The organism is Streptosporangium sp. NPDC050148 (assembly GCF_055586505.1).
The window spans coordinates 43,676-63,902 of the sequence record NZ_JBVJIA010000015.1; the positions used below are offsets into that span (position 1 = coordinate 43,676).

Consider the following 20,227-nt stretch of genomic DNA (forward strand, 5'->3'; position numbering starts at 1 on the left):
GCCGCCGTGTGCGGGGACACGGCGGCGGAAGGGCTCCGGGGGTTCACGCGGTACGGGGAACCGGACCGTGGGGGGTCGTGATCAGGTGCGGTTCCAGCGCTGGTTGGTACCGCCGTTACAGGTCCAGATCTGGAGCTTGACGCCGTTGGCGGTGGAGTTGCCGGGCACGTCCAGGCACTTGTTCGAACCGAGGGCGGTGATGGTGCCATCGGAGTTGAAGCGCCACTTCTGGTTGTTCTGCCCGTTGCAGTCCCAGATGAGGACGCCCGTGCCGTCGGCGGTGCCGTTGTTGTTGACGTCCAGGCACTTGTTGCCGTAGACCCGCAGCTCACCGGCGGCCGTGGAGGTCCACTGCTGGTTGCTCTGGCCGTTGCAGTCCCAGATGTTCACCAGGGTGCCGTTGGCCTGGGAGGCTCCGGTCACGTCGAGGCACCGGCCCGACCCCACCCCCTGGATGCGGGACGTGGACGGGGAGACCGTGGGGGTGGGCGTGGGGTCGGGGCCGGGCTTGCCGCCGCTGACCCGGAACACGACGGTGCCGTGCGACGGGACGCTCGCCGAGATGCTCCCGCTGGTCGTGGTGACCGCGTTGGTCCAGGCGTCGCGCAGGTTGAAGGAGTTGCCGACCAGGCCGATGGCGGCCGCGGTGGTGCTGATCGTGGTCGTGCTGCCGCCCTGGTTGAACAGGGCGACCGCGACGTCGCCGTTGCTCAGCCGCTTGGCCAGGACGCGGCGCGTTCCGTCGTTGCTGACCTGGGTGGCCTGCAGGCCGAGCGTGTCCTGGTTGATGGCGATCAGGTTCTGGTTCTTCAGGATCGTGGTGGTCGCGCTGTCCATGTTCCGGACGTCGTTCCCGGCGATCAGCGGCGAGGCCATCATGGCCCACAGCGCGAAGTGGCTGCGCATCTCGGTGTCGGTCATGCCGCCGCGGCCGACCTCCATCATGTCGGGGTCGTTGAACTGGCCGGGCTTGGCGTACGAGGCCAGCGGGACGGTGACGTTGACGATGTTCTGGATGCCCATCGGGTAGCCGTTGGTCTGGCCGGTGTCCCACTTGTTGGTGATGTCCTCGGTGGTCCGCCAGATGTTGGCGATGTCGCCCCAGTTGCGTTGCGGGCCGGTCTTCTCGTGGATGCTGTTGGGGTTGATGCTGTAGAGGATCGGCCGTCCGGTCGCGGCCAGGGCGTCGCGCATCTTGGCGAAGATGCGCACCTGGTCGTTGATGGTGCCGGTGGGGGAGCACCAGTCGTGCTTCAGGTAGTCGACGCCCCAGGCGGCGAACTGCCGGGCGTCCTGGACCTCGTGGTTGAGGCTGCCGGTCGCGCCCGGGTAGGAGTTGAAGTACTGGGCGCAGGTCTTGTCCAGGGGGGCCTGGTAGATGCCGAACTTCAGCCCCCGGGCGTGCAGGTAGTCACCGAGCGCCTTCATGCCGCTGGGGAACCGTGACAGGTTGGGCTGGAGGTTGCCGGCGGAGTCGCGGTTGGGGTCCATCCAGCAGTCGTCGACGACGACGTACTGGTATCCCAGGTCGCGCATGCCGTTGCTGACCAGGGCGTCGGCCGTCTGCTTGATCAGGGTCTCGTTGATGTTGCAGCCGAAGGTGTTCCAGGTGTTCCACCCCATCGGCGGGGTCCGGCCCACGCCGTTCTCCAGCGCCTGCGCCTGGGTGGCGGGGGTGAGCGCCATGGTCAGCGCCGTCAGGGCCAGCAGTGCACGTGCTCGGTGTCTTCTCATCGATGTCACTCCTAGCGATGGTCAGGTTCGGGGGATCGCGGGGTGGTCGCGCCGCCGGTGATGAGGCCGGCGGCCGGCCGTGGCCGTGTGCGCCCGGGAGACCGGACCTGGGGGGTCGGGTGTCGGTCACCGAAAATTGTTATCGCTAACATTCGAAGTTCGAGGTTTTCATGGCCTGCTCCTGAGGGGGGTGATGTCGCGGAGTACATACGACCGGCCGGTCGGCGTCAACGAGCCGTGATCCCCGTCGGCCCGGCCGCCGCCCCCTGCAAGCTCCGCTGCCTGGCCATTCGTCCGGAGCGGGCTCAGGTGGCGACGCCCGGAAAGATGAAAGTTTCACAGAAGTTACGCCGTCACGTCCGTAAGCTTCGGGGTGAATCCGTCCGATGTCCGCGGCCGGGCCGCCGGGAGGGGCGGGCTCCCTCCCGGCCGGCCCCGGACGTCCGCCGGATCGACGACCGCTCCGCCCCTCGGAGAAGGCGCCCGCGACGGCCGGGAGCAGCGGGAACGACCGCGACCGGGAGGACGCGGCACCCCGGCGTCCTCCCGGCGCGAGCCCTGCACCGGCCGCGACGGTGTTAACGCGAACAGTGATGCGCGGGTGCCGGGCCGTCCCGGAGCACGACGCGCACACCGGGATGTCCTTCACCACGGCCGGTGGCCTGCGGCGAAGCGCACGCGGATCGGGTCCGGCGGGTGGCCGGCCGTCATACGCCCGTGACGGTCCACTGGTTGTTGGTGTTGCCGTTCGGGGCCCACATGGCCATGGTGGAACCGGCGGTGGCGTTGCCCATGCCGTCGAGGGCCGTGCCGGTTCCGCGGTTGACGATCTGGTGGCGGCCGTTGCCCACGTCGGCCAGGCGCCACTGCTGGTTGTTGCCGCCGCCCCAGGCCGCCTGCCGGGAGACGGCGCCGTTGGCGGCGTTGCCCCAGCTGTCGATGACCATGCCGTTGGTGCGGTTGACGATGCGGTACCAGCCGCCGCCCAGATCGACGAGCTGCCACTGCAGATTGGTGCTGCCGTCGTAGTTCCACTGCTTGAGGTTCGACCCGGAGGCGACGTTGCCGCCGCTGTCCAGGGCCAGGCCCGTGGTGCCGTTGGTGATCCGCACGTAGGTGGGCTGCGGCGCGCCGGTCCCGGTCAGCCGGTACGTGCGGCCCGCCTGGCCGGTCAGCGCGACGACGTCGGCCTCGGGCTTGGTGACGGCGACGGCGGCGCCGCTCGCGACGTCGACCACCTGGTGGGTGCCGGTGAAGATCCGGTTGCGGACGTTGACGGTCCCGTCACGGTCGAACCTGACGAGGATCTCGGTGGCCGCGCCGGAACTCCACGTCGTGTCCACGGTGTAGCCGCCACGCCCCCGCAGGCCCCGCACCTTCCCGGCCGGCCAGGCGGACGGCAGCGCCGGGAGCACGTGCAGCTCGCCGTTGTGGCTGTGCAGGAGCATCTCCGCGATACCGGAGGTGGCGCCGAAGTTGCCGTCGATCTGGAACGGCGGGTGCAGGTCGAACATGTTCGGCGCGAGCCGGGCCGTCGTCACCAGCAGGCGGATCAGGGTGTGCGCGCGGGCGCCCTCCTCCATCCGCGCCCAGTAGTTGATCTTCCAGGCGAGCGACCAGCCGGTCCCGTCGTCGCCGCGCAGCTCCAGGGTCCGCCGCGCGGCGTTGTAAAGGGCGGGGGTGCCGCGCTTGGTGATCTGGTTGCCGGGGTGCAGGCCGTACAGGTGGGAGATGTGCCGGTGGGCGGGCTCGGTCTCGATCCAGTCGTACAGCCACTCCTGGATGTTGCCGCGCGAGCCGGTCTTCATCGGGGGGAGCCGGTCCCGGGTGACCAGGACCCGCGTCCTGAAGTCGGCGTCGACCCCGAGCACCTGGGCGGCCTTGGCGCAGCCGTTGAACAGGTCGCGCAGGATCTGGTTGTCCATCGTGGGGCCGGCGCAGACGCTGACGCCGTTGTGGTGGGCCAGCTCCGGGGAGTTCGACGGGTTCGTGACCAGGAACCCGAGGCTCGGTTCCTGCACGAGGGTGTCGAGGAAGAACTGCGCGGCGCCCTTCATCGCCGGGTAGTACTGCCGCAGGAACTCGACGTCGCCGGTGAAGGTGTAGTGCTCCCAGATCAGGGTGGCCAGCCACGCGCCGCCGGTCTGCCACATGCCCCAGAACGCGCCGTCGACGACGGAGCTGCCCCGCCACGCGTCGGTGTTGTGGTGGGTCACCCAGCCGCCGGCGTTGTACTGGACCTGGGCCGTGCGGGCGCCGGTGACCGTGAGGTCGCCGATCATCCTGAACACCGGCTCGAAGCACTCCGACAGGTTCGTCGTGTCGGCCGGCCAGTAGTTCATCGGCAGGTTGGCGTTGACGGTGTACTTCGAGTCCCAGGACGGCGCCAGCGAGTCGTTCCAGATGCCCTGCAGGTTGGCCGGCTGGGTGCCGGGCCGGGAGGAGGAGATCAGCAGGTACCGGCCGAACTGGAACAGCAGCACCGAGAACTGCGGGTCGTTGACGCTGTTGTGCTGCGCGATCCGCACGTCGGTCGGCTGGTCGGCCGCCGGGGTGCGGCCCAGGTCGAGCGTCGTGCGCCCGAACAGCCGCTGGTAGTCGGCCACGTGCCGGTCGCGCAGTTCGGTGTGGCTCCTGGCGGCGGCGGCGCTCAGATGCTGCCGGGCGATGCCCTGGTGGTCGCCGCCGACGTCGCGGAAGGTGCGGTAGCCGGAGCCGATGGAGATCAGCACCGTCACGCTGTTCGCGGACGTCACCTGCAGCGTGCCGCCGGAGCTGCTGACGGTGCCGCCCTCGGCCACGGCCCGGGCCAGGCCCGTGAAGCGGACCGCGCCGGTCTTGCCCTCCATGGTGCCCGAGACGCCGCCGAGCGCCACCGTCGTGGAGTCCGGGCTGGACCGCGTCGTCTGCTGGGGGCTGTCGAACGTCGCGGAGAACGAGATCGAGCCGGGCCTGTCGGCGGTCAGGCGCATGACGATCACCTGGTCCGGTGCGCTCGCGAACGTCTCGCGCTGGTGGCGCACGCCGTTCTTCAGGTACGACACCGTCGTGGTGGCCGTGGTCAGGTCCAGGTAGCGGTTGTACTCCGAGACCCCGGAGGCGTTGCCGAAGGCGAGCCGCAGGTTGCCGACGGTCTGGTAGGCCAGCTGGCCCGCCGGGCTGCCGAGCATGTTCTGGTCGATCAGGGTCTGGGCCTGGGCCCACTGGTTCTGGAAGACCAGCTGCCTGATCTGCCCGAGCGCGCCCGCGCCCCGGGGGTTGCTCTGGTCGTAGGGGCCACCGGCCCAGACGGTGTCCTCGTTGAGCTGCAGCCGCTCGGTGTCGACGTTGCCGAACACCATGGCGCCCAGGCGGCCGTTGCCGATCGGGAGCGCGCGCAGCCATTCGGTGCCGGCGCTCTCGTCGTACCACAGGGCCAGGTCGCCGGCGGCTCTGACCGCCGGAGGGGGCGCCGAGGCGGCCCGTGCGGCCGCCGTCCACTGCAGCGGTAACAGCAGGGCCCCGGCTCCGGCCGTTCCGATCTGCATCAGTCGCCTGCGTGACAGGTGGTTCTCGTCGGACATGTCGTTCCCATCGGTAGGGGGTGTGGCGCTTGGAAGTGCCAGGGCGGAGGAACGGGAGGGGGTGATCGAGAGGGGTTATTCCTGGACCTTGCCTCCGGTCAGCCGGGACAGGATGAGGGCGATGAGGATGATGGCGCCGTTGAGGGCCTGAATCCACTGGGCGGGCACACCCGCCAGGGTGAGGACGTTCTGGATCATGTAGAGGAGCAGGATGCCGGTGAACGCGCCGAACACGGTGCCCTTGCCGCCGTTGAGGCTGACGCCTCCGATGACGGCCGCGGCGAACACGGTGAAGATGGCGCCGTCGCCCTGACCGGCGGCCACCGAGGCGAGGCGTCCCGACAGCAGCAGGCCGCCGAGGGCGGCGAGCAGGCTCGCGCCCACCAGGGCGGTCCACAGCACCCGGCCGGTACGGATGCCGGCGGCCTTGGCCGCGTCCACGTTGCCGCCGATGGCGTACAGGGCGCGGCCGTAGCGGGTGAAGCCGAGCAGTACGACGCCGGAGGCGAACAGCAGCAGGCACAGCCAGATCGAGGCGGGCACGCCGAGCCACAGGGCCGAGCCGAGGTAGAGCATCGACGGCGGCAGGTTGAAGAAGGTCTGGCCGCCGGAGACGCCGGTGAGCAGGCCGCGCAGCACGATCAGCATGCCGAGGGTGACGATGAAGCCGTTGAGCCCGAACCGCACGATCAGCAGGGCGTTGATCGCGCCGATCAGCGCGCCGACGGCCAGGGTGACCGGGATCGCCCAGGCGCCCGGCAGCACGCCCATCCCGGCGCCCGAGCCGACGGCCACGGTCAGCCAGGCGGCCACGCCCGGCGCGAGACCGAAGGTCGACTCCAGCGAGAGGTCCATCCTGCCGGCGACCAGGACGATCGTCTGTGCCATCACCAGCAGCGATATCTCCGACATGGTCTGCAGGATGTTGATCAGGTTGTCGGGCTGCAGGAAGATCGGGTGGACGATCCGGCCGACGACCGCGATCACGACGATCGCGGGGATCAGCGCGAAGTCGCGCAGCCCGGCCGGCCGCACCCGTGGCCGTTCCCGCCGGGGGGCGGCGCCCTCCGGGGCGGGCGTGAGGGTCTTCTCAGACATCGCGGGCATCCGTGGCATCCGTGGCATCCGGGGCATCGAGGACATCCGGGGCGTCGGGGGCGTCGGGGGCGTCGGGGGCGTCGGGGGCGTCGAGCCGGACTCCTTCCATGGCCGCCACCACGTCGTGGTCGTGCCATCCCGCGGCCATCTCCGTGACGAGGCGGCCCTGGAACATCACCAGCAGGCGGTCGCACAGCCGCAGGTCGTCGAGCTCGTCGGAGGCGATCAGCACGCCGCTTCCCCCGGCGGCCGTCTCCTCGACCTTGCCCAGCAGGAACTCCTTGGACTTCACGTCCACCCCGGCGGTGGGAGTGATCAGCACGAGCAGCCGGGGGTCGGAGGCCAGTGCCCTGGCCATGACGACCTTCTGCTGGTTGCCGCCGGACAGGCCCGTCACGGGCAGGCCGGGACCGGGGGTCTTGATCGCCAGGTTGGTGATCAGGGTCATGGCCAGCCGGTCACGCCGCCGGCCGCTGATCAGGCCGGCCTCGCCGAGCCGTTCGGGCACGGTCATGGTGGCGTTGTCGGCGATCGACATCATCGGGACGAACCCCTGGTGGTGCCGGTCGCGGGGGACGAAGCCGACACCCGCGGCGAGCGCGTCGGGCACGCTGCCGGGACGGGGACGACGGCCGGCGACCTCGATCGCGCCCGAGTCGGCCGCGCGCAGCCCGGCGACGGTCTCGGCCAGCTCGGTCCGGCCGCTGGCCGCCGCGCCCGCCAGGCCGACGATCTCACCGGCCCGGACGTGCAGGTCGACCTCCCGGTAGGCGTCGCCGTACGACAGGCCCCGCACGCCGAGCACCTCGCCGGCGTCGGCGGGCACGGACGCCCGGGGGAGCGCGGCGGCCAGGCCGGTGGCCTCTCCCGCCATCGCGGCCACCAGCTCGGCGTGGGTCAGGTCGGCCACCGCGGTGGTCAGGATGTGCCGGGCGTCGCGGAAGACCGTGACCGTGTCGCAGATCTCGTAGATCTCCTGCAGGTGGTGGCTGATGAACAGGAAGGTGACCCCCTGTTCCTGCAGGGCGCGGATGCGGGTGAACAGCCGGGCGATGGCGGCGGCGTCGAGCTGGGCGGTCGGCTCGTCGAGGATGATGAACCGGGCGCCGAAGGACAGCGCACGGGCGATCTCCACGAACTGCCGCTGCTCGACGTCCAGCTCGCCGGCCGGCAGGCGTACGTCGACGTCCACCGACCAGCCGGCGAGCAGCGCGGCCGCCTTGCGCCGCAGCGCGCCCCAGCGGACCAGCCCGAACCGGTTCAGGTCGTGGCGGTGCAGGTAGAGGTTCTCCGCCACGGTCAGCTCGGGGATGATCGTGGACTTCTGGTAGACGCAGGCCACCCGCCGCCGCCAGGCGTCGCGGTCGGCCGGGCGCGGGGCGGGTTCGCCGCCGAACCGCACCTCGCCCTCGTCGGGGGACGTCAGGCCGGTGAGGATCGACACCAGGGTGGACTTCCCGGCCCCGTTGCGGCCGACCAGGGCGTGGGTCCGGCCGGGCATGACGTGGATCCCGGCGCGGTCCAGCGCGACGGTCTCGCCGTACCGTTTGGTGACGCCCGCCGCCTCGACGACGGGGGCGGGCGCCTGGTCAGCCGCCAAGGGTGTTGCCCCACAGCGAGGCGTCGTCCGCCTTGACGCTCGGGACGCCGCCGTAGGTGCCGCCGTCGGCGGTGACCAGGGGAGCGGAGAGCTGGTCCTCCAGCAGGCCAGGACGCACCTGGACGATGGTGCTGTCGTGGTCGGTGGGGCCGGGCTCGAACGTCTTCCCCTCGATGGCGGCCTTGGTGTACTGCAGCGCGTACCTGGCGTACTGGTCGGCCGGTTGTGAGACGGTGGCGTCGATGGTGCCGGCGGCGATCTCCTTCAGTTCCTGGGGGATGCCGTCGTTGGAGATGACGAAGACGTGCTCGGGGTCGGACGGCGGGACCAGCAGGCCGCGCTGCCTGAGCACCTGGAGGGTGCCCGCCAGGGCGAAGCTGGACTGCATGTAGACGCCCCTGATGTCGGGGTTGGCGGTGAGCTGCGTCTGCAGTTTCTGCGAGGCGACGGCGCCGTCCCAGTTGGTGGCCTCGCCGAACACCGTGATGCCGGGGTAGTCGGCCTTCATGCACTCGTTGAACGCCTCGGTGCGGTCGCGGCCGTTGATGGAGGCCAGGTCGCCCTGGAGCATCACGACCTTGCCCTTGCCGGACAGCTTCTCGCCGAGGAACGTGCACGCCTTCCGGCCGTAGGCCCGGTTGTCGGCGCGCACCACCATGTAGGCGTCGCCCTGCTCGGGGCGGGTGTCGACCATGACGACGGGGATCTTCTTGGCGGTGAGCTGCTGGAGGGTGGGGGCCACGGCGGCGGTGTCCTGCGGCGCCAGCACGAGGCCCTTGACGCCCTGGCCGATGAGGCTCTGCACGTTGGCGGTGAGCGTGGAGATGTCGTTCTGGGAGTTGGTGGTCTTCAGCTCCAGGCCGTTCTCGGTGCCGAACCGGGGGACGTACGTGATGAAGGAGTTCCAGAAGTCGGTGTCGGAGCGGGGGTAGTCCACCCCGACGACCGGCTTGCCGCCCGCCGGGGCGGCCGCCGTGCCGCCGGTGCCGCTGCCGGTGTCGCCCCCGCAGGCGCCGGTCAGCCCGGCCGCCAGGGCGGCGGCCGCTCCCAGGGCGAGTCCTCGTCTCATGGTCGTTCCTTTCCTGTGCTCGGTCGCAGCCGAAGGCCGTGCATGCCGCCGTCCACGGCCAGGTCGGTGCCGGTGGTCGAGCCGGCGAGCGGGCTCGCCAGGTACGCGATGGCCTCGGCCACCTCGTCCGCCGAGACCAGGCGGCCCATCGGCTGCCGGGCGGAGAGCGCCCGGCGCTCCTCCTCGGGGTCGGCGGCGGCCTCCAGCAACCGGTTCACCCACGGGGTGTCGGCGGTGCCGGGGTTGACGCAGTTGACGCGGACGCCGTCGGCGACCAGGTCGGCCGCCATGGCCCGCGTCATGGACAGCACCGCGCCCTTGGTGGAGGAGTACAGGACGCGCTGCGGCAGCCCGGCGGTCGCCGCGATGGAGCAGGTGTTCACGATCGCCGCGGCCCGTGAGGCCCGCAGGTACGGCAGCGCCGCCCTGGCCACCCGGACCATGCCGAACACGTTGACGTCGAAGACCCGGCGCCATTCGTCGTCGTCGTTGTCCTCGATCCCGCCCTGGGCGCCGATCCCCGCGTTGTTCACCAGGACGTCGATGCCGCCGAGCCGGTCCGCGGCCTCGGCCACGGCGGCCCGCACCGACGCGTCGTCGGTCACGTCGGCCCGCACCCCGAGCAGGGGCTCGGGCACGCCGGGGACGCCATCGGGGGCACCGGGGGCGCCGGGGACGTCGGGGAACAGGTCGAGGCAGGCCACGCGGGCCCCGCGCGCGGCCAGCAGGGTGGCGGTGGCCAGGCCGATGCCGGAGGCACCGCCGGTGACGACGGCGGTGAGCCCGTCGAAGGTGCCCATCACGCGACCTCCCCGGTCCTGGCGGTCGTGGCACCGGCCGTGGCGGTGACAGGGGCCGTGGCAGTGACGGTGGCCGCGTCGGCGGTCCACCGGGGGCCGTGCGGGTAGGCGTACTCGGCGCGCGACGCCGGGTGCATCTCGCCGCCTCCTCCCGGTTCGAGGGGTGCGACGTACCGGCCGTCCGCGATCACCACCGGGTCGGTGAAGTGCTCGTGCAGGTGGTCGATGTACTCGATGACGCGGTCCTCGGTGGTGCCGCTGACGGCCACGTAGTCGAACATCGCCAGGTGCTGGACCATCTCGCACAGGCCGACGCCGCCCGCGTGCGGGCACACCGGCACCCCGAACCTGGCGGCCAGCAGCAGGATGGCGATGTTCTCGCCGACCCCGGCGACCCTGGCCGCGTCGAGCTGCAGGACGTCGATCGCGCCCGCCTGCAGGAACTGCTTGAACATCACCCGGTTGTGGGCGTGCTCGCCGGTGGCGACCTTGACGGGCGCGACCCGCTCGCGGACGGCGGCGTGACCGAGCACGTCGTCGGGGGAGGTGGGCTCCTCGATCCAGTACAGGTCGAACTCGGCGAGCGGGGCCAGGCGTTCGATCGCCTGGCCGACGCCCCACGCCTGGTTGGCGTCCACGGCGATGCGCACGTCGGGGCCGACCGCCTCGCGGGCCAGCCGCACGCGCCGCACGTCCTCGGCCGGATCGGCGCCGACCTTCAGCTTGATGAGGCGGAACCCGTCGGCCACCGCCTCCTTGGCCAGCCGGACCAGCTTGTCGTCGGTGTAGCCGAGCCAGCCGGGGGTGGTGGTGTAGGCCGGGTAGCCCTCGGCGAGCAGGCGCGCGCGGCGCCCGGCGCGGCCCGGCTCGGCGTCGCGCAGGATGGCCAGCGCCTCCTGCCGGGTGAGCGCGTCCTCCAGGTAGCGGAAGTCGACGACGTCGACGATCTCCTCGGGCGACAGCTCCGACAGCAGCCGCCACAGCGGCTTGCCCGCCCTGCGCGCGCGAAGGTCCCACAGGGCGTTGAGCACGGCCCCGGCCGCCATGTGGACGACGCCCTTCTCCGGGCCGAGCCAGCGCAGCTGGCTGTCGCCGGTGAGCCGGCGCGACATCCCGCCGAGGTCGCCGAGCACCTCGGCCACCGGCCGTCCGGTGACCAGCGGCGCCAGCGACTCCACGGCGGTGACGGCGATCTCGTTGCCGCGCCCGACGGTGAAGGCGAGCGCGTGCCCTTCCTGCCCGCCGCCGGTCCGCACGATCACGTAGGCGGCGGAGTAGTCGGGCTCGGGGTTCATGGCGTCGGAACCGTCGAGGTGGCGAGAGGTGGGGAACCGGATGTCGTGGGCCTCGACCGCGGTGATCAGCTCCGTCACGGTGCTCCGTTCCGGCGATGGGTGCGCACGAAGGCATACCTCCAGCGAATGTTTCCGGATGATGAAGAAATTTTCATCACATGGACATGGGATGTCTTTGTAATCCTCCGCATGCGACGTGTCCAGACCCTCCAGCGAAATACCGCAAATATGATGAATCATCTGAATATTTCAGGCCCTGCCGCGTCGACGCGTCCCATGTCCGCCCTTGCGGTGAGCCGGCCTCTCGCGCGAACATGGGATGTCTGTTATGTTCCCGCGGTGACCCGAGTACCGATCGAGCGTCCTCGCGACCGGAGGTCGTGCCCATGTCCCTGACCGACGAGGCGATCTCCCGCATCCGGGCGCTCGTCCGGTCGGGCGACCTTCCCCCCGGGGCGCGCCTCCCCCCCGAGCACCAGCTCGCCGCCCTGCTCGGGGTCTCCCGCAACCCGTTGCGCGAGGCGGTCAAGGCGCTGGTCGTGGCCCGGGTGCTCGACGTACGGCGGGGCGACGGCACCTACGTGACCAGCCTGGAGCCGCGGTTGCTGCTGGAGGGGCTGGGGCTGGCCGTCGAGCTGCTGCGCGACGACACCCTGCTGGAGATCGTCCAGGTGCGGCGGATGCTGGAACCCGCGGCGACCGCGCTGGCCGCGTCCCTGATCTCCGCCGGACAGCTCGCCGAGGTCGGCGAGCACCTGGCCGCGATGCGCGCGGCCAGCGACGACGTGGAGAAACTGAACCACCATGACGCCGCCTTCCACCGCGCCGTGGTGCGGGCGACCGGCAACGAGACGCTCTCCACCCTGCTGGACGGGATCTCCGGCCGTACCCTGCGGATGCGGGTGTGGCGCGGCACGGTCGAGGCCGGCAGCTCGCACAAGACCATCGCCGAGCACGAGGCGATCTACAACGCCCTGGCCGCCGGTGACGCGACGCTCGCCCAGGCGGCGGCGCTGGTGCACATCGGCACGACCGAGACGTGGCTCCGCTCGGTGCTCGAGAACGTGGAGGGCTCCCCGGCCGACGGCGACCCGGCCCCGGCCGGTACCGGGATCACCGACGGGCTCTGGCCGGAGCCCGCCGACCAGGAGACGCGATGAGGATCCGCGAGGCCGTACGGGGCCGTTCACGGCCCTGCGCACCGGGCCGGAGGGACTCACCTCGGCGGCCGGCGCCGGCCGTCCACGACCAGTGGGGTGAGGAGGCGCTGCTGCGCGACGTGACCGTTGTCGGCCACCCCGGTGTCGGTCACCGCCAGCAGCCTCCGTCCGGCGTGTTCCGGCCGGACGCCGGGGCCGTCGGCCGTCAGGGTGGCCGGCCGGCGGGTGATCCCCCCGATGGCGTCCTCGTCGATCGTGAGGCCGAGACCGGGCGAGTCCCCGAGGAGGAACGCGCCGCCCTCGACGCTCAGGTCGGCGGACACCCCCACCGGAGGCCGCAGGTCCTGCAGCTCGCTGACCATGTGGTTGGGCACCGACGTCGCGGCGTGCAGCAGGCCGACCGGGATGTTGCCGATGGGGCTGACCGGCAGGTCGTGGGCGTGCGCCAGGGCGGACACCCGCAGGAAGTGGGTGACCCCCCAGACCGCGGCCGTCTGGACGATGTCGACGGCCCCCGCGGCCAGCAGCGGGCGGTACTGCTCCAGCCCGGTGAGGTTCTCCCCGGTGGCGACCGAGGCGCGGATCCCGCGGCCGACGACGGCCAGCCCCTCGGCGTCCCAGCGCCGGACGGGCTCCTCGATCCAGATGACGTCCAGGGTGCGCTCGAGCTCGTGGACGTGCCGGATCGCCTGCTTGCGCGACCAGGCCTCGTTCACGTCGAGCATCAGGCCCGGCCGCGTCCCGCGTGAGGCCTCGGCCAGGACCTCCTGGACCAGCGTCAGGCGGTGCCGGTCCCGCTCGATGTCGAGGCCACCCTTGATCTTGGCCGCCCGCAGGCCGTGCCGGGCGTAGACCTCGTACGCCGAGACGAGCTCGTCGTCGGTGAGGCCGAAGTCCAGGCCGGAGGCGTAGGCGGGGACCCGCCTGTCGCGCCCGCCCAGCAGGCGCCAGAGCGGTTCACCGGCCGCCTTCGCCTTGATGTCCCACAGGGCGGTGTCGAGCGCGCCGATGGTCCCGAACACCGCGCCCGCGTGACCCGCCTTGAAGGTCTGCCGCAGCATGCGGTCGTACAGCGCCGTGACGCCGCGCGGGTCCTCGCCCTCGATGGCGGCGAAGAGACCGTCGAGCTCCACGTGCGGCCCGATGCCGGCGCCGGTGATCCCCTCGTCGGTGTCCACCAGGATGATCGAGATCGGAACGGTCCCGTCGGCGTAGACGCCGTTGGCGTCACCGACCGGACGGCCCCATTCCTGGACGGTCGTCAACGTGCGATACCCCGAGATTCGCATGTCAGCCCTTCGTGGAACCGGCGGTGACACCGTCGGCGATCTGGCGTTGGAGAAAGAGGTAGACGATCAGGACCGGTACGGCGGCGATCAGGACCCCCGAGGCGAAGGTGGGGATGTCGTCGGAGTACTGCCCGCGCAACGAGGTGACCCCGACCATGAGGGTGCGGTGGTCGGCCGACGGCATCATCAGCAGGGAGATGAGGACGTCGTTCCAGCAGAACAGCGCGTCGAGGATGCCGACCGACAACAGGGCCGGGGTGCCCATCGGCAGCATGATCCGCCGATAGACGCCGTACGTCGTGTTCCCGTCGATCCTCGCCGCGTCGACGATCTCCCCCGGAACGGTCTTGTAGTAACTCGTCATCAGGAAGATCGTGAACGGCAGGAACTGCGCGACGTAGGCCAGGATCAGTCCCGGGTAGGTGTCGATGAGGCCGGTGTCCGCCATGACCCTGGCGAGCGGCACCATGATCACCTGGAACGGGATGAACAGCGCCGCGAGACAGCCCAGGAAGAGCGCCTTGGAGCCGCGGAAGCGCAGCTGGCTCAGCGCGAAGCCCGCCATCGACCCCAGCAGCAGCAGGACGGCCACCGAGATCGTCACCACGACGAGCGAGTTGGCGAAGTAGCGCGCCATGCCGACGCTGGTCCACGCGGTGACGATGTTGTCCCACTGCAGGGAGGTCGTCGGGGAGAACCGGTCGAGGACGTACTCGCGCCGGGTCTTCATGGCGACGTTGGTGGTGAACACCAGGGGATAGATCGTCGCCAGCGCGAGGAGCGCCATCGGGACGGCGACCACCCACCTGGTCAGGCGGCTGGCGGACATCAGTCCTCCCTTCCGGAACGGCGGAGCACGCTGATCTGCATGAGTCCCACCACGAGCATGACGAGGAACAGGACCGTCGACGCGGCCGAGGCGAGCGCGGGGCGGTTCATCTGTCCCTGCTGGATCCAGACGTAGTACTCCGGCAGGTAGGTGGACCCCTCGGGCCCGCCGCTGGTCATGACGTACAGCAGGCCGAACATGGACGTCAGCATCCCGATCATCGTGGTCACGAAGACGAACTGGATGGTGCGGGTCAGACCCGGGATGATCACGTGCCGGATGATCTGGGGGAGCGACGCGCCGTCCACCCGGGCCGCGTCCAGGAGCGCGGGGTCCAGGGTGGCGAACCCGGCGAGGAACACCACCAGGGACATCCCGAAGGTCGCCCAGATGTGCACGCCGACGACCGCGAACATGGCGACGCCGGGGTCGCCGAGCCAGTCGACCGGGCCGGCGCCGACCGCCGCGAGGGCGGTGTTCAGCGGGCCGTCGAAGGCGAGCATGAGGTTGAAGATCGCACCGATGATCACCGGTGAGAGCACGGCCGGGAAGAAGTAGACGCCGCGGAAGACCCGGTGCCCGGGCACCCGCAGGTAGACGAACGTCGCGAGCAGCCCCGGGACGGCCACCGCCACGGGAAGCAGCAGCACCAGCAGCCCGACGTTGCGCAGCGCGCTCTGGAACGTCGCGTCCTGGAACATCTCCAGGTAGTTGTCGAGGCCGACCATCGTCCCGTTGCGCTCGCCGTCTCCCGTGAAGGAGAAGTTGACGCCCAGCAGCAGCGGCCACAACCGCAGCGCGACGATGATCAGCAGGGCCGGGGCCACCAGCACGTAGGGCGCGAGGCGTTCGGAACGCAGCGTGCGGGAGGCCCGCCGGGGAGCGGTCGCGGTGCCGTCGCGGCGCTCGCGCCGCCCGGTCTCCCCTCCGCCGGTCCGTCCGGGGACGGCCGGGCGGACCAGCGGTGACGAATCTCGGATCGGCACGCGATCAGCTCGCCCGATCCGAGGCGGCCAGCTGCTCCACCACCTCGTCGACGGTCGCCGATCCGCTCAGGAGCTGCTGGGAGAGCCTTCCCATCAGGTCCAGGGTCTTCGAGGACAGCGCCACGTGCAGGGCGGGCTTGCCCTCCTTGATCTGGGACACGATCGTGCCGACGGCCGCGGGGCCCTGCGACACGTCGATCGTGGTGTCGGACGTGATCGCGCCGGCCTCGGAGTAGAAGGAGGTCAGGGCGTCGGTCGTGGTCAGCGAGCGCACCATGTCGGCGGCCAGCCCCGGGTCCTTCGCCCACTTCGCGACCGCGTAGCCGATGCCGCCGTCGTAGGGGAGGTTCGGGGTGGTGCCGTCGGTGACGACCGGGGAGGGCATGACGCCGACCTTGTCGGCCCCCAGGAACTCGCTGAAGTCCTTCCAGTGCCCGATGTCCGACATCAGGCCGATGATGTGGGCGGCCTTGCCGGAGTTGAAGATCGTGAAAGCGTCGTTGAACATCGCGGTCGAGTTGGCCCCGTCGTTGTTCAGCTTCGCGTCGCCGGTGTCCTTCCACAGCTTGAAGATCTTCTTCACGCCGGGAGAGGACCAGTCGCGCTTGCCGGCGATCCAGTCGTCGTACTCCTTGGCCGTCAGGATGCCCGAGCCGAGGCCCGACATGAAGAACTGGATGCCGGCGCCCTCCTTGTTGCCGAGCGCGAAGCACCTGGCCCCGGTCTTCTGCTTGATGGTGGCGCAGTCGCCGAGGAACTCGTCCCAGGTCGTGGCGGGGCCGTCGAGTCCCGCCTTCTCGTACAGCGTCTTGTTGTAGTAGATCGGATGGCCCTGCAGCGTCACCGGCGCGGCGTAGGTCCCGCCGTCCTTGCTGAACGCGTCCCAGCCCGCCAGGCGCTGCCTGTCCCCGGCCAGGTACCGGTCGAGCGGCAGGAGCGCGTTCACGCGGTCGCGGATCTGGCCGCCTCCGTTGAACAGCATGACGTCCGGTCCCGTGCCGGCCTGGATGGCCGCGCCCAGCAGGGTGTAGTACTGGTCGAAGGGCTGGGCCACGAACTCGACCGTGACGCCGGGGTGCTTCTTGGCGAAGTCGTCCTTGGCCTTCTGGACGTAGGCGGCCGCGGCCGCGTCACCCGACTTCCAGTCCCAGACCACGAGCTTCGTGACCTTCGCGGAGCCGCTCGGCGCCGCCGCGGGCCGGGTGGCGCTCCCGCAACCGGCCAGGGCCAGCCCGGCGACCAGGGCGACCGACCACAGTGTTCGCTGCTTCATCGCTGTTCACTTTCCAGAGGACGGCCGGCTCGCCCGGCCGCTGCGTGAGGCGAAACGTAATTCGTATGACGTATAACGTCAATAGGTGTGCCATATACTGACGTCGAAACGTGGCGCGGGCCGGGGCACCGGAGGAGATATGACGACATCGCAGGAGTCGCCCCCGAGTGTCGCAACCCCTCCGGCGTGGGTGCGACGGCCGGCCAACCTCGCCAGGGCGGTGACGGCGGAGCTGGTGGAGCGCATCGTGCGGGGGGTGCACCCCCCGGGTACGCCGCTGCCTCCCGAACCCGCGCTCTGCGACGCCTTCTCGGTGAGCCGGACCGTCATCCGCGAAGCGGTGAAGATCCTTCAGGAGAAGGGGCTGGTGCAGATCCGCCAGGGCAGCGGCACCATGGTCACCCCCCCGACGATGTGGGACATGCTCGACGAGCTCGTCCTCGCGGCGACCATCGCCCAGGACGACAGCCTGGGGATCCTCGACGACCTCGTGGTCACCCGGCGCGTGCTGGAGTCCGACATGGCGAACCTCGCCGCCCGTCTCGCCGACCAGGACACCGTCGACCGGCTGCGCGCGCTGGTGGACCGGATGGACGAGCTCGTGGACGACCATGTCACGTACGCCGAGCACGACCTCGCCTTCCACGACACGATCATGCAGGCGTCCGGGAACCGCATCGCCCGTGGCGTGGTGCGGGCCCTGGAGAGCCAGGTCGTCAACACCGCCCGCTACATGGGACAGCCCCAGCGGGCCCTGTGCGTGGCGTCCAACCTCGGCCATCGCCGCATCTACGAGCGCATCGCCGCCCACGATCCCGGCGGTGCCGCCGAGGCGATGTTCAGGCACATCACCGACGCCTGGATCGTCCGCCGTGGCGGGCCGGACGAGCCCGTGCGCCTGGAGCGCTGAACGCGGACCCCGCTCGAACGGCTCGACCAGGACGCGGCGTGCGGCGGCCCCCGCCCGATCCGATGAACCCGCCAGGCCCGGTCTCACCGGCATGCCTGCGAACCAAGGGAAAGAAGGCGTTTCGTGAAACTGTTCCGGGTGGGACCGCGCGGCCGGGAGCGGCCCTGCGTCATGGGACCCGACGGCAGGGCGCTGGACCTGTCGGCGCTGACGGCGGACATCGACGGCGCGTTCCTCGCCGGAGGAGGCGTCGAGCGGGTGCGTTCCGCCCTCGCCGAGGGCGGCCTGCCCGAGGCCGGGCCGTACGAGCGGATCGGCGCCCCGGTGGCCAGGCCGGGGAAGGTCGTCTGCATCGGGCTGAACTACTCCGACCACGCGGAGGAGACCGGTGCCGCCGTCCCGGCCGAGCCGGTGGTCTTCATGAAGGCGTCCAACACGGTCGTCGGCCCCGAGGACGAGGTCCTGGTGCCGCGCGGCAGCGTGAAGACCGACTACGAGGTCGAGCTGGCGGTGGTCCTCGGCGGCACGGCCCGCTACCTGTCCTCCCCGCAGGAGGCGGCGGACGTGATCGCCGGGTACGCGATCGCCAACGACGTGTCCGAGCGGGAGTTCCAGAACGAACGCGGCGGCCAGTGGGAGAAGGGCAAGTCGTGTGAGACGTTCAACCCGCTGGGCCCGTGGCTGGTCACCCCGGACGAGGTGGGCGATCCGCAGGCGCTCGGCCTGCGCCTGTGGGTCAACGGGCGGCTCCGGCAGAACGGCAGCACCAAGAACCAGATCTTCGGTGTTCATCATGTGATCTGGTACCTCAGCCAGTTCATGGTCCTGGAGCCGGGCGACGTGGTGAACACCGGCACCCCCGCCGGGGTCGCCCTCGGCATGGGCCCGGACGCGTACCTGCGCGCGGGCGACGTGGTGGACGTCGAGATCGACGGCCTGGGCCGCCAGAGCCAGCGGATGGGACAGGCCTGAGAACGCACGGGACGCTCCCCGGACGGCACGCCCGGGGAGCGTCCCGTCCGGCCACGACGTCGCGCCGGCCTGCCGGGGCCGGGCAGGTGGACACGGCCCCGCCCCCGCAGGGGATCCCTCGCCGGGACGGTCACCGTCCCCGGCAGGGGATCCCCGCAGGTGTCTTCTCATAGGTGCCGGTGAGGGGTCAGCCTCTGGTCCAGCGTTGGTTGTTGCCGCCGTTGCAGGTCCAGATGGCGAGGCGGGTGCCGTTGGCGGTGGCGCTGTTGGGGACGTCGAGGCACTTGTTCGCGCCGAGGGCGGTGATGGTGCCGTCGGTGTTGAGGCGCCATTTCTGGTTGTTCTGGCCGTTGCAGTCCCAGATCTGGACGGTGGCGCCGTCGGTGGTGCTCTGGTTGCTGACGTCGAGGCACTTGTTGCCGTAGACGCGCAGTTCGTTCGCGGCGGTGGTGGTCCACTGCTGGTTGTTCTGGCCGTTGCAGTCCCAGATCTGGACGGCCGCGCCGTTGGCCTGTGAGACGCCGCTGACGTCCAGGCACCTGCCCGATCCCACACCGCGGATCGGACCCGATCCCGGCGTCGGAGTCGGAGTAGGAGTGGGCGACACGGTCGGTGTCGGGGTGGGGGACGGGTTCACGCCGCCGTCGAGGCCGAGGAAGGCCAGGGCGTGCGGGAACATGCCGTCCAGCGGAAGGGAGTGCCCGTGGCCCGCGAAGCTGAACGCCTCGACGGGAGGCTGGGTCGTGGTGGCGCCGTAGCGGGTCCGGGTCACGCCCGACCGGGGGGTGTCGGTGAACACCGGTGCCTGGCCCACCCCGTTCAGGTTGGTCCACTGCTTGATCTGCTCGCCGAAGTTGGGGTAGGCGAGCGTGGTGTCGGTGGTGCCGTGCCACAGCTGCATCCGCGGGTAGCGGCCGGTGTATCCGGGATACATCGCCCGCGCCTGGTCGCCCTACTGCTGCGCGGACTTGATCAGGTTCCCGCCGGAGCACCGGCTGTTCCACAGCGATCCGTTGGTGGTGGCGAAGCACCCGGCGGGCACGCCGGAGAACGCCGCGGCGGCGCTGAACACGTCCGGGTACTGGGCGGCGAGCACGTTGGTCATCATCGCCCCGGAGGAGAAGCCGCTGACCACGACGCGGGCGGGGTCGACGTTGTAGCGCTGCCGGGCCCACGCCGCCATGGACACGATCCCGGTGGGGTCGCCGCCGCCGTCGCGCCTGAGGGCGGCGGGGGAGGAGACGTCGAAGCACCGTCCCTCGCGGGTGGCCTCAGGGAGCACGATGACGTACCCGTACCGGTCCGCCGCGGCCACGTAGTCACGTCCGACGCTGTTGAAGACCCCGGCGGCGGTGCCCGTGCAGTAGTGCACCATGACCAGCATCGCCGGCCGTGCCGCGACCCTGTCCGGCACGTAGACGTACATGTTCAGGTTCGTTGGGTTGGTCCCGAAACCGGTCACCTGGGTCAGCGACGCGGCCGCGGCGGGCCGGATCGCCACGAGCAGGCCCGCGATCACCAGGGGTAAGGCGGCGGCCGCCAGGACGGCCCTGAGCCTTCGTTTCACGTCGTGTCCTTTTCGGTGTCCGGGGCGGCTGCGGGCGTGTGCTCGGGGACGCCCCGGCGTCGACAGGCGGATCCGGCCCGGG

At 70.9% G+C, this 20,227-nt stretch carries 16 protein-coding genes; 3 read left to right on the forward strand and 13 right to left on the reverse strand.

Annotation, left to right across the window (positions count from 1 at the left end; genetic code table 11):
* Positions 1 to 81 precede the first annotated feature (81 nt).
* The 7 genes from ACZ6RT_RS18440 to ACZ6RT_RS18470 form a co-directional block, all read right to left on the reverse strand.
* On the reverse strand, positions 82 to 1,734 hold the full coding sequence (locus ACZ6RT_RS18440; RefSeq protein WP_470154883.1) for a glycoside hydrolase family 27 protein: 1,653 nt from the start codon (positions 1,732 to 1,734) through the stop codon (positions 82 to 84).
* 707 nt (positions 1,735 to 2,441) lie between these two features.
* Complete coding sequence (locus ACZ6RT_RS18445; protein ID WP_470154884.1) at positions 2,442 to 5,297, reverse strand: glycosyl hydrolase family 95 catalytic domain-containing protein; 2,856 nt, start codon at positions 5,295 to 5,297, stop codon at positions 2,442 to 2,444.
* A 75-nt stretch (positions 5,298 to 5,372) separates the two neighbouring features.
* A complete protein-coding gene (locus ACZ6RT_RS18450) occupies positions 5,373 to 6,395 on the reverse strand; it encodes an ABC transporter permease (RefSeq protein WP_470154886.1) in 1,023 nt (340 codons plus the stop codon).
* Positions 6,388 to 7,995 carry a sugar ABC transporter ATP-binding protein gene (locus ACZ6RT_RS18455; protein WP_470154887.1) on the reverse strand — a complete coding sequence of 536 codons (1,608 nt, stop codon included), beginning with the start codon at positions 7,993 to 7,995 and terminating at the stop codon, positions 6,388 to 6,390. Before ACZ6RT_RS18455 ends, ACZ6RT_RS18450 begins: the two co-directional genes overlap by 8 nt.
* Positions 7,985 to 9,064, reverse strand: coding sequence for a sugar ABC transporter substrate-binding protein (locus ACZ6RT_RS18460; RefSeq protein WP_470154889.1), 1,080 nt, complete (start codon positions 9,062 to 9,064; stop codon positions 7,985 to 7,987). Before ACZ6RT_RS18460 ends, ACZ6RT_RS18455 begins: the two co-directional genes overlap by 11 nt.
* Positions 9,061 to 9,864 (reverse strand): SDR family NAD(P)-dependent oxidoreductase, encoded by an 804-nt coding sequence (locus ACZ6RT_RS18465; RefSeq protein WP_470154890.1) that lies wholly within the window; start codon positions 9,862 to 9,864, stop codon positions 9,061 to 9,063. The genes ACZ6RT_RS18460 and ACZ6RT_RS18465 overlap by 4 nt, the downstream gene beginning before the upstream one ends.
* Positions 9,864 to 11,237: an enolase C-terminal domain-like protein gene (locus ACZ6RT_RS18470; RefSeq protein WP_470154892.1), complete on the reverse strand. Its 1,374-nt coding sequence runs from the start codon at positions 11,235 to 11,237 to the stop codon at positions 9,864 to 9,866. The genes ACZ6RT_RS18465 and ACZ6RT_RS18470 overlap by 1 nt, the downstream gene beginning before the upstream one ends.
* 308 nt (positions 11,238 to 11,545) lie before the next feature.
* Between ACZ6RT_RS18470 and ACZ6RT_RS18475 the strand changes: the two genes are divergently transcribed.
* Positions 11,546 to 12,319, forward strand: a complete 774-nt coding sequence (locus ACZ6RT_RS18475; protein WP_470154894.1) for a FadR/GntR family transcriptional regulator — start codon at positions 11,546 to 11,548, stop codon at positions 12,317 to 12,319.
* A gap of 56 nt (positions 12,320 to 12,375) precedes the next feature.
* Here ACZ6RT_RS18475 and ACZ6RT_RS18480 read toward each other — a convergent pair whose 3' ends face one another.
* The 4 genes from ACZ6RT_RS18480 to ACZ6RT_RS18495 are packed head-to-tail and all read right to left on the reverse strand — an operon-like array spanning position 12,376 to position 16,696.
* On the reverse strand, positions 12,376 to 13,584 hold the full coding sequence (locus ACZ6RT_RS18480; protein WP_470154896.1) for a mandelate racemase/muconate lactonizing enzyme family protein: 1,209 nt from the start codon (positions 13,582 to 13,584) through the stop codon (positions 12,376 to 12,378).
* Positions 13,585 to 13,609: 25 nt separating this feature from the next.
* Positions 13,610 to 14,437, reverse strand: a complete 828-nt coding sequence (locus tag ACZ6RT_RS18485; protein ID WP_470154898.1) for a carbohydrate ABC transporter permease — start codon at positions 14,435 to 14,437, stop codon at positions 13,610 to 13,612.
* Positions 14,437 to 15,423, reverse strand: coding sequence for a carbohydrate ABC transporter permease (locus ACZ6RT_RS18490; protein ID WP_470154899.1), 987 nt, complete (start codon positions 15,421 to 15,423; stop codon positions 14,437 to 14,439). The genes ACZ6RT_RS18485 and ACZ6RT_RS18490 overlap by 1 nt, the downstream gene beginning before the upstream one ends.
* Positions 15,424 to 15,427: 4 nt before the next feature.
* Positions 15,428 to 16,696 (reverse strand): ABC transporter substrate-binding protein, encoded by a 1,269-nt coding sequence (locus ACZ6RT_RS18495; RefSeq protein ID WP_470154900.1) that lies wholly within the window; start codon positions 16,694 to 16,696, stop codon positions 15,428 to 15,430.
* Between the two features lie 139 nt (positions 16,697 to 16,835).
* Between ACZ6RT_RS18495 and ACZ6RT_RS18500 the strand changes: the two genes are divergently transcribed.
* Positions 16,836 to 17,606, forward strand: a complete 771-nt coding sequence (locus ACZ6RT_RS18500) for a FadR/GntR family transcriptional regulator (RefSeq protein ID WP_399196819.1) — start codon at positions 16,836 to 16,838, stop codon at positions 17,604 to 17,606.
* A gap of 123 nt (positions 17,607 to 17,729) precedes the next feature.
* Positions 17,730 to 18,578 carry a fumarylacetoacetate hydrolase family protein gene (locus tag ACZ6RT_RS18505; protein ID WP_470154902.1) on the forward strand — a complete coding sequence of 283 codons (849 nt, stop codon included), beginning with the start codon at positions 17,730 to 17,732 and terminating at the stop codon, positions 18,576 to 18,578.
* 187 nt (positions 18,579 to 18,765) lie between these two features.
* Here the strand turns inward: ACZ6RT_RS18505 and ACZ6RT_RS18510 are convergent, their stop codons facing one another.
* Entirely contained in the window at positions 18,766 to 19,512 is a 747-nt protein-coding gene (locus tag ACZ6RT_RS18510) for an RICIN domain-containing protein (RefSeq protein WP_470154903.1), read from the reverse strand.
* An 18-nt stretch (positions 19,513 to 19,530) separates the two neighbouring features.
* Entirely contained in the window at positions 19,531 to 20,145 is a 615-nt protein-coding gene (locus ACZ6RT_RS18515; protein ID WP_470154905.1) for an extracellular catalytic domain type 1 short-chain-length polyhydroxyalkanoate depolymerase, read from the reverse strand.
* Between the last annotated feature and the right edge of the window lie 82 nt (positions 20,146 to 20,227).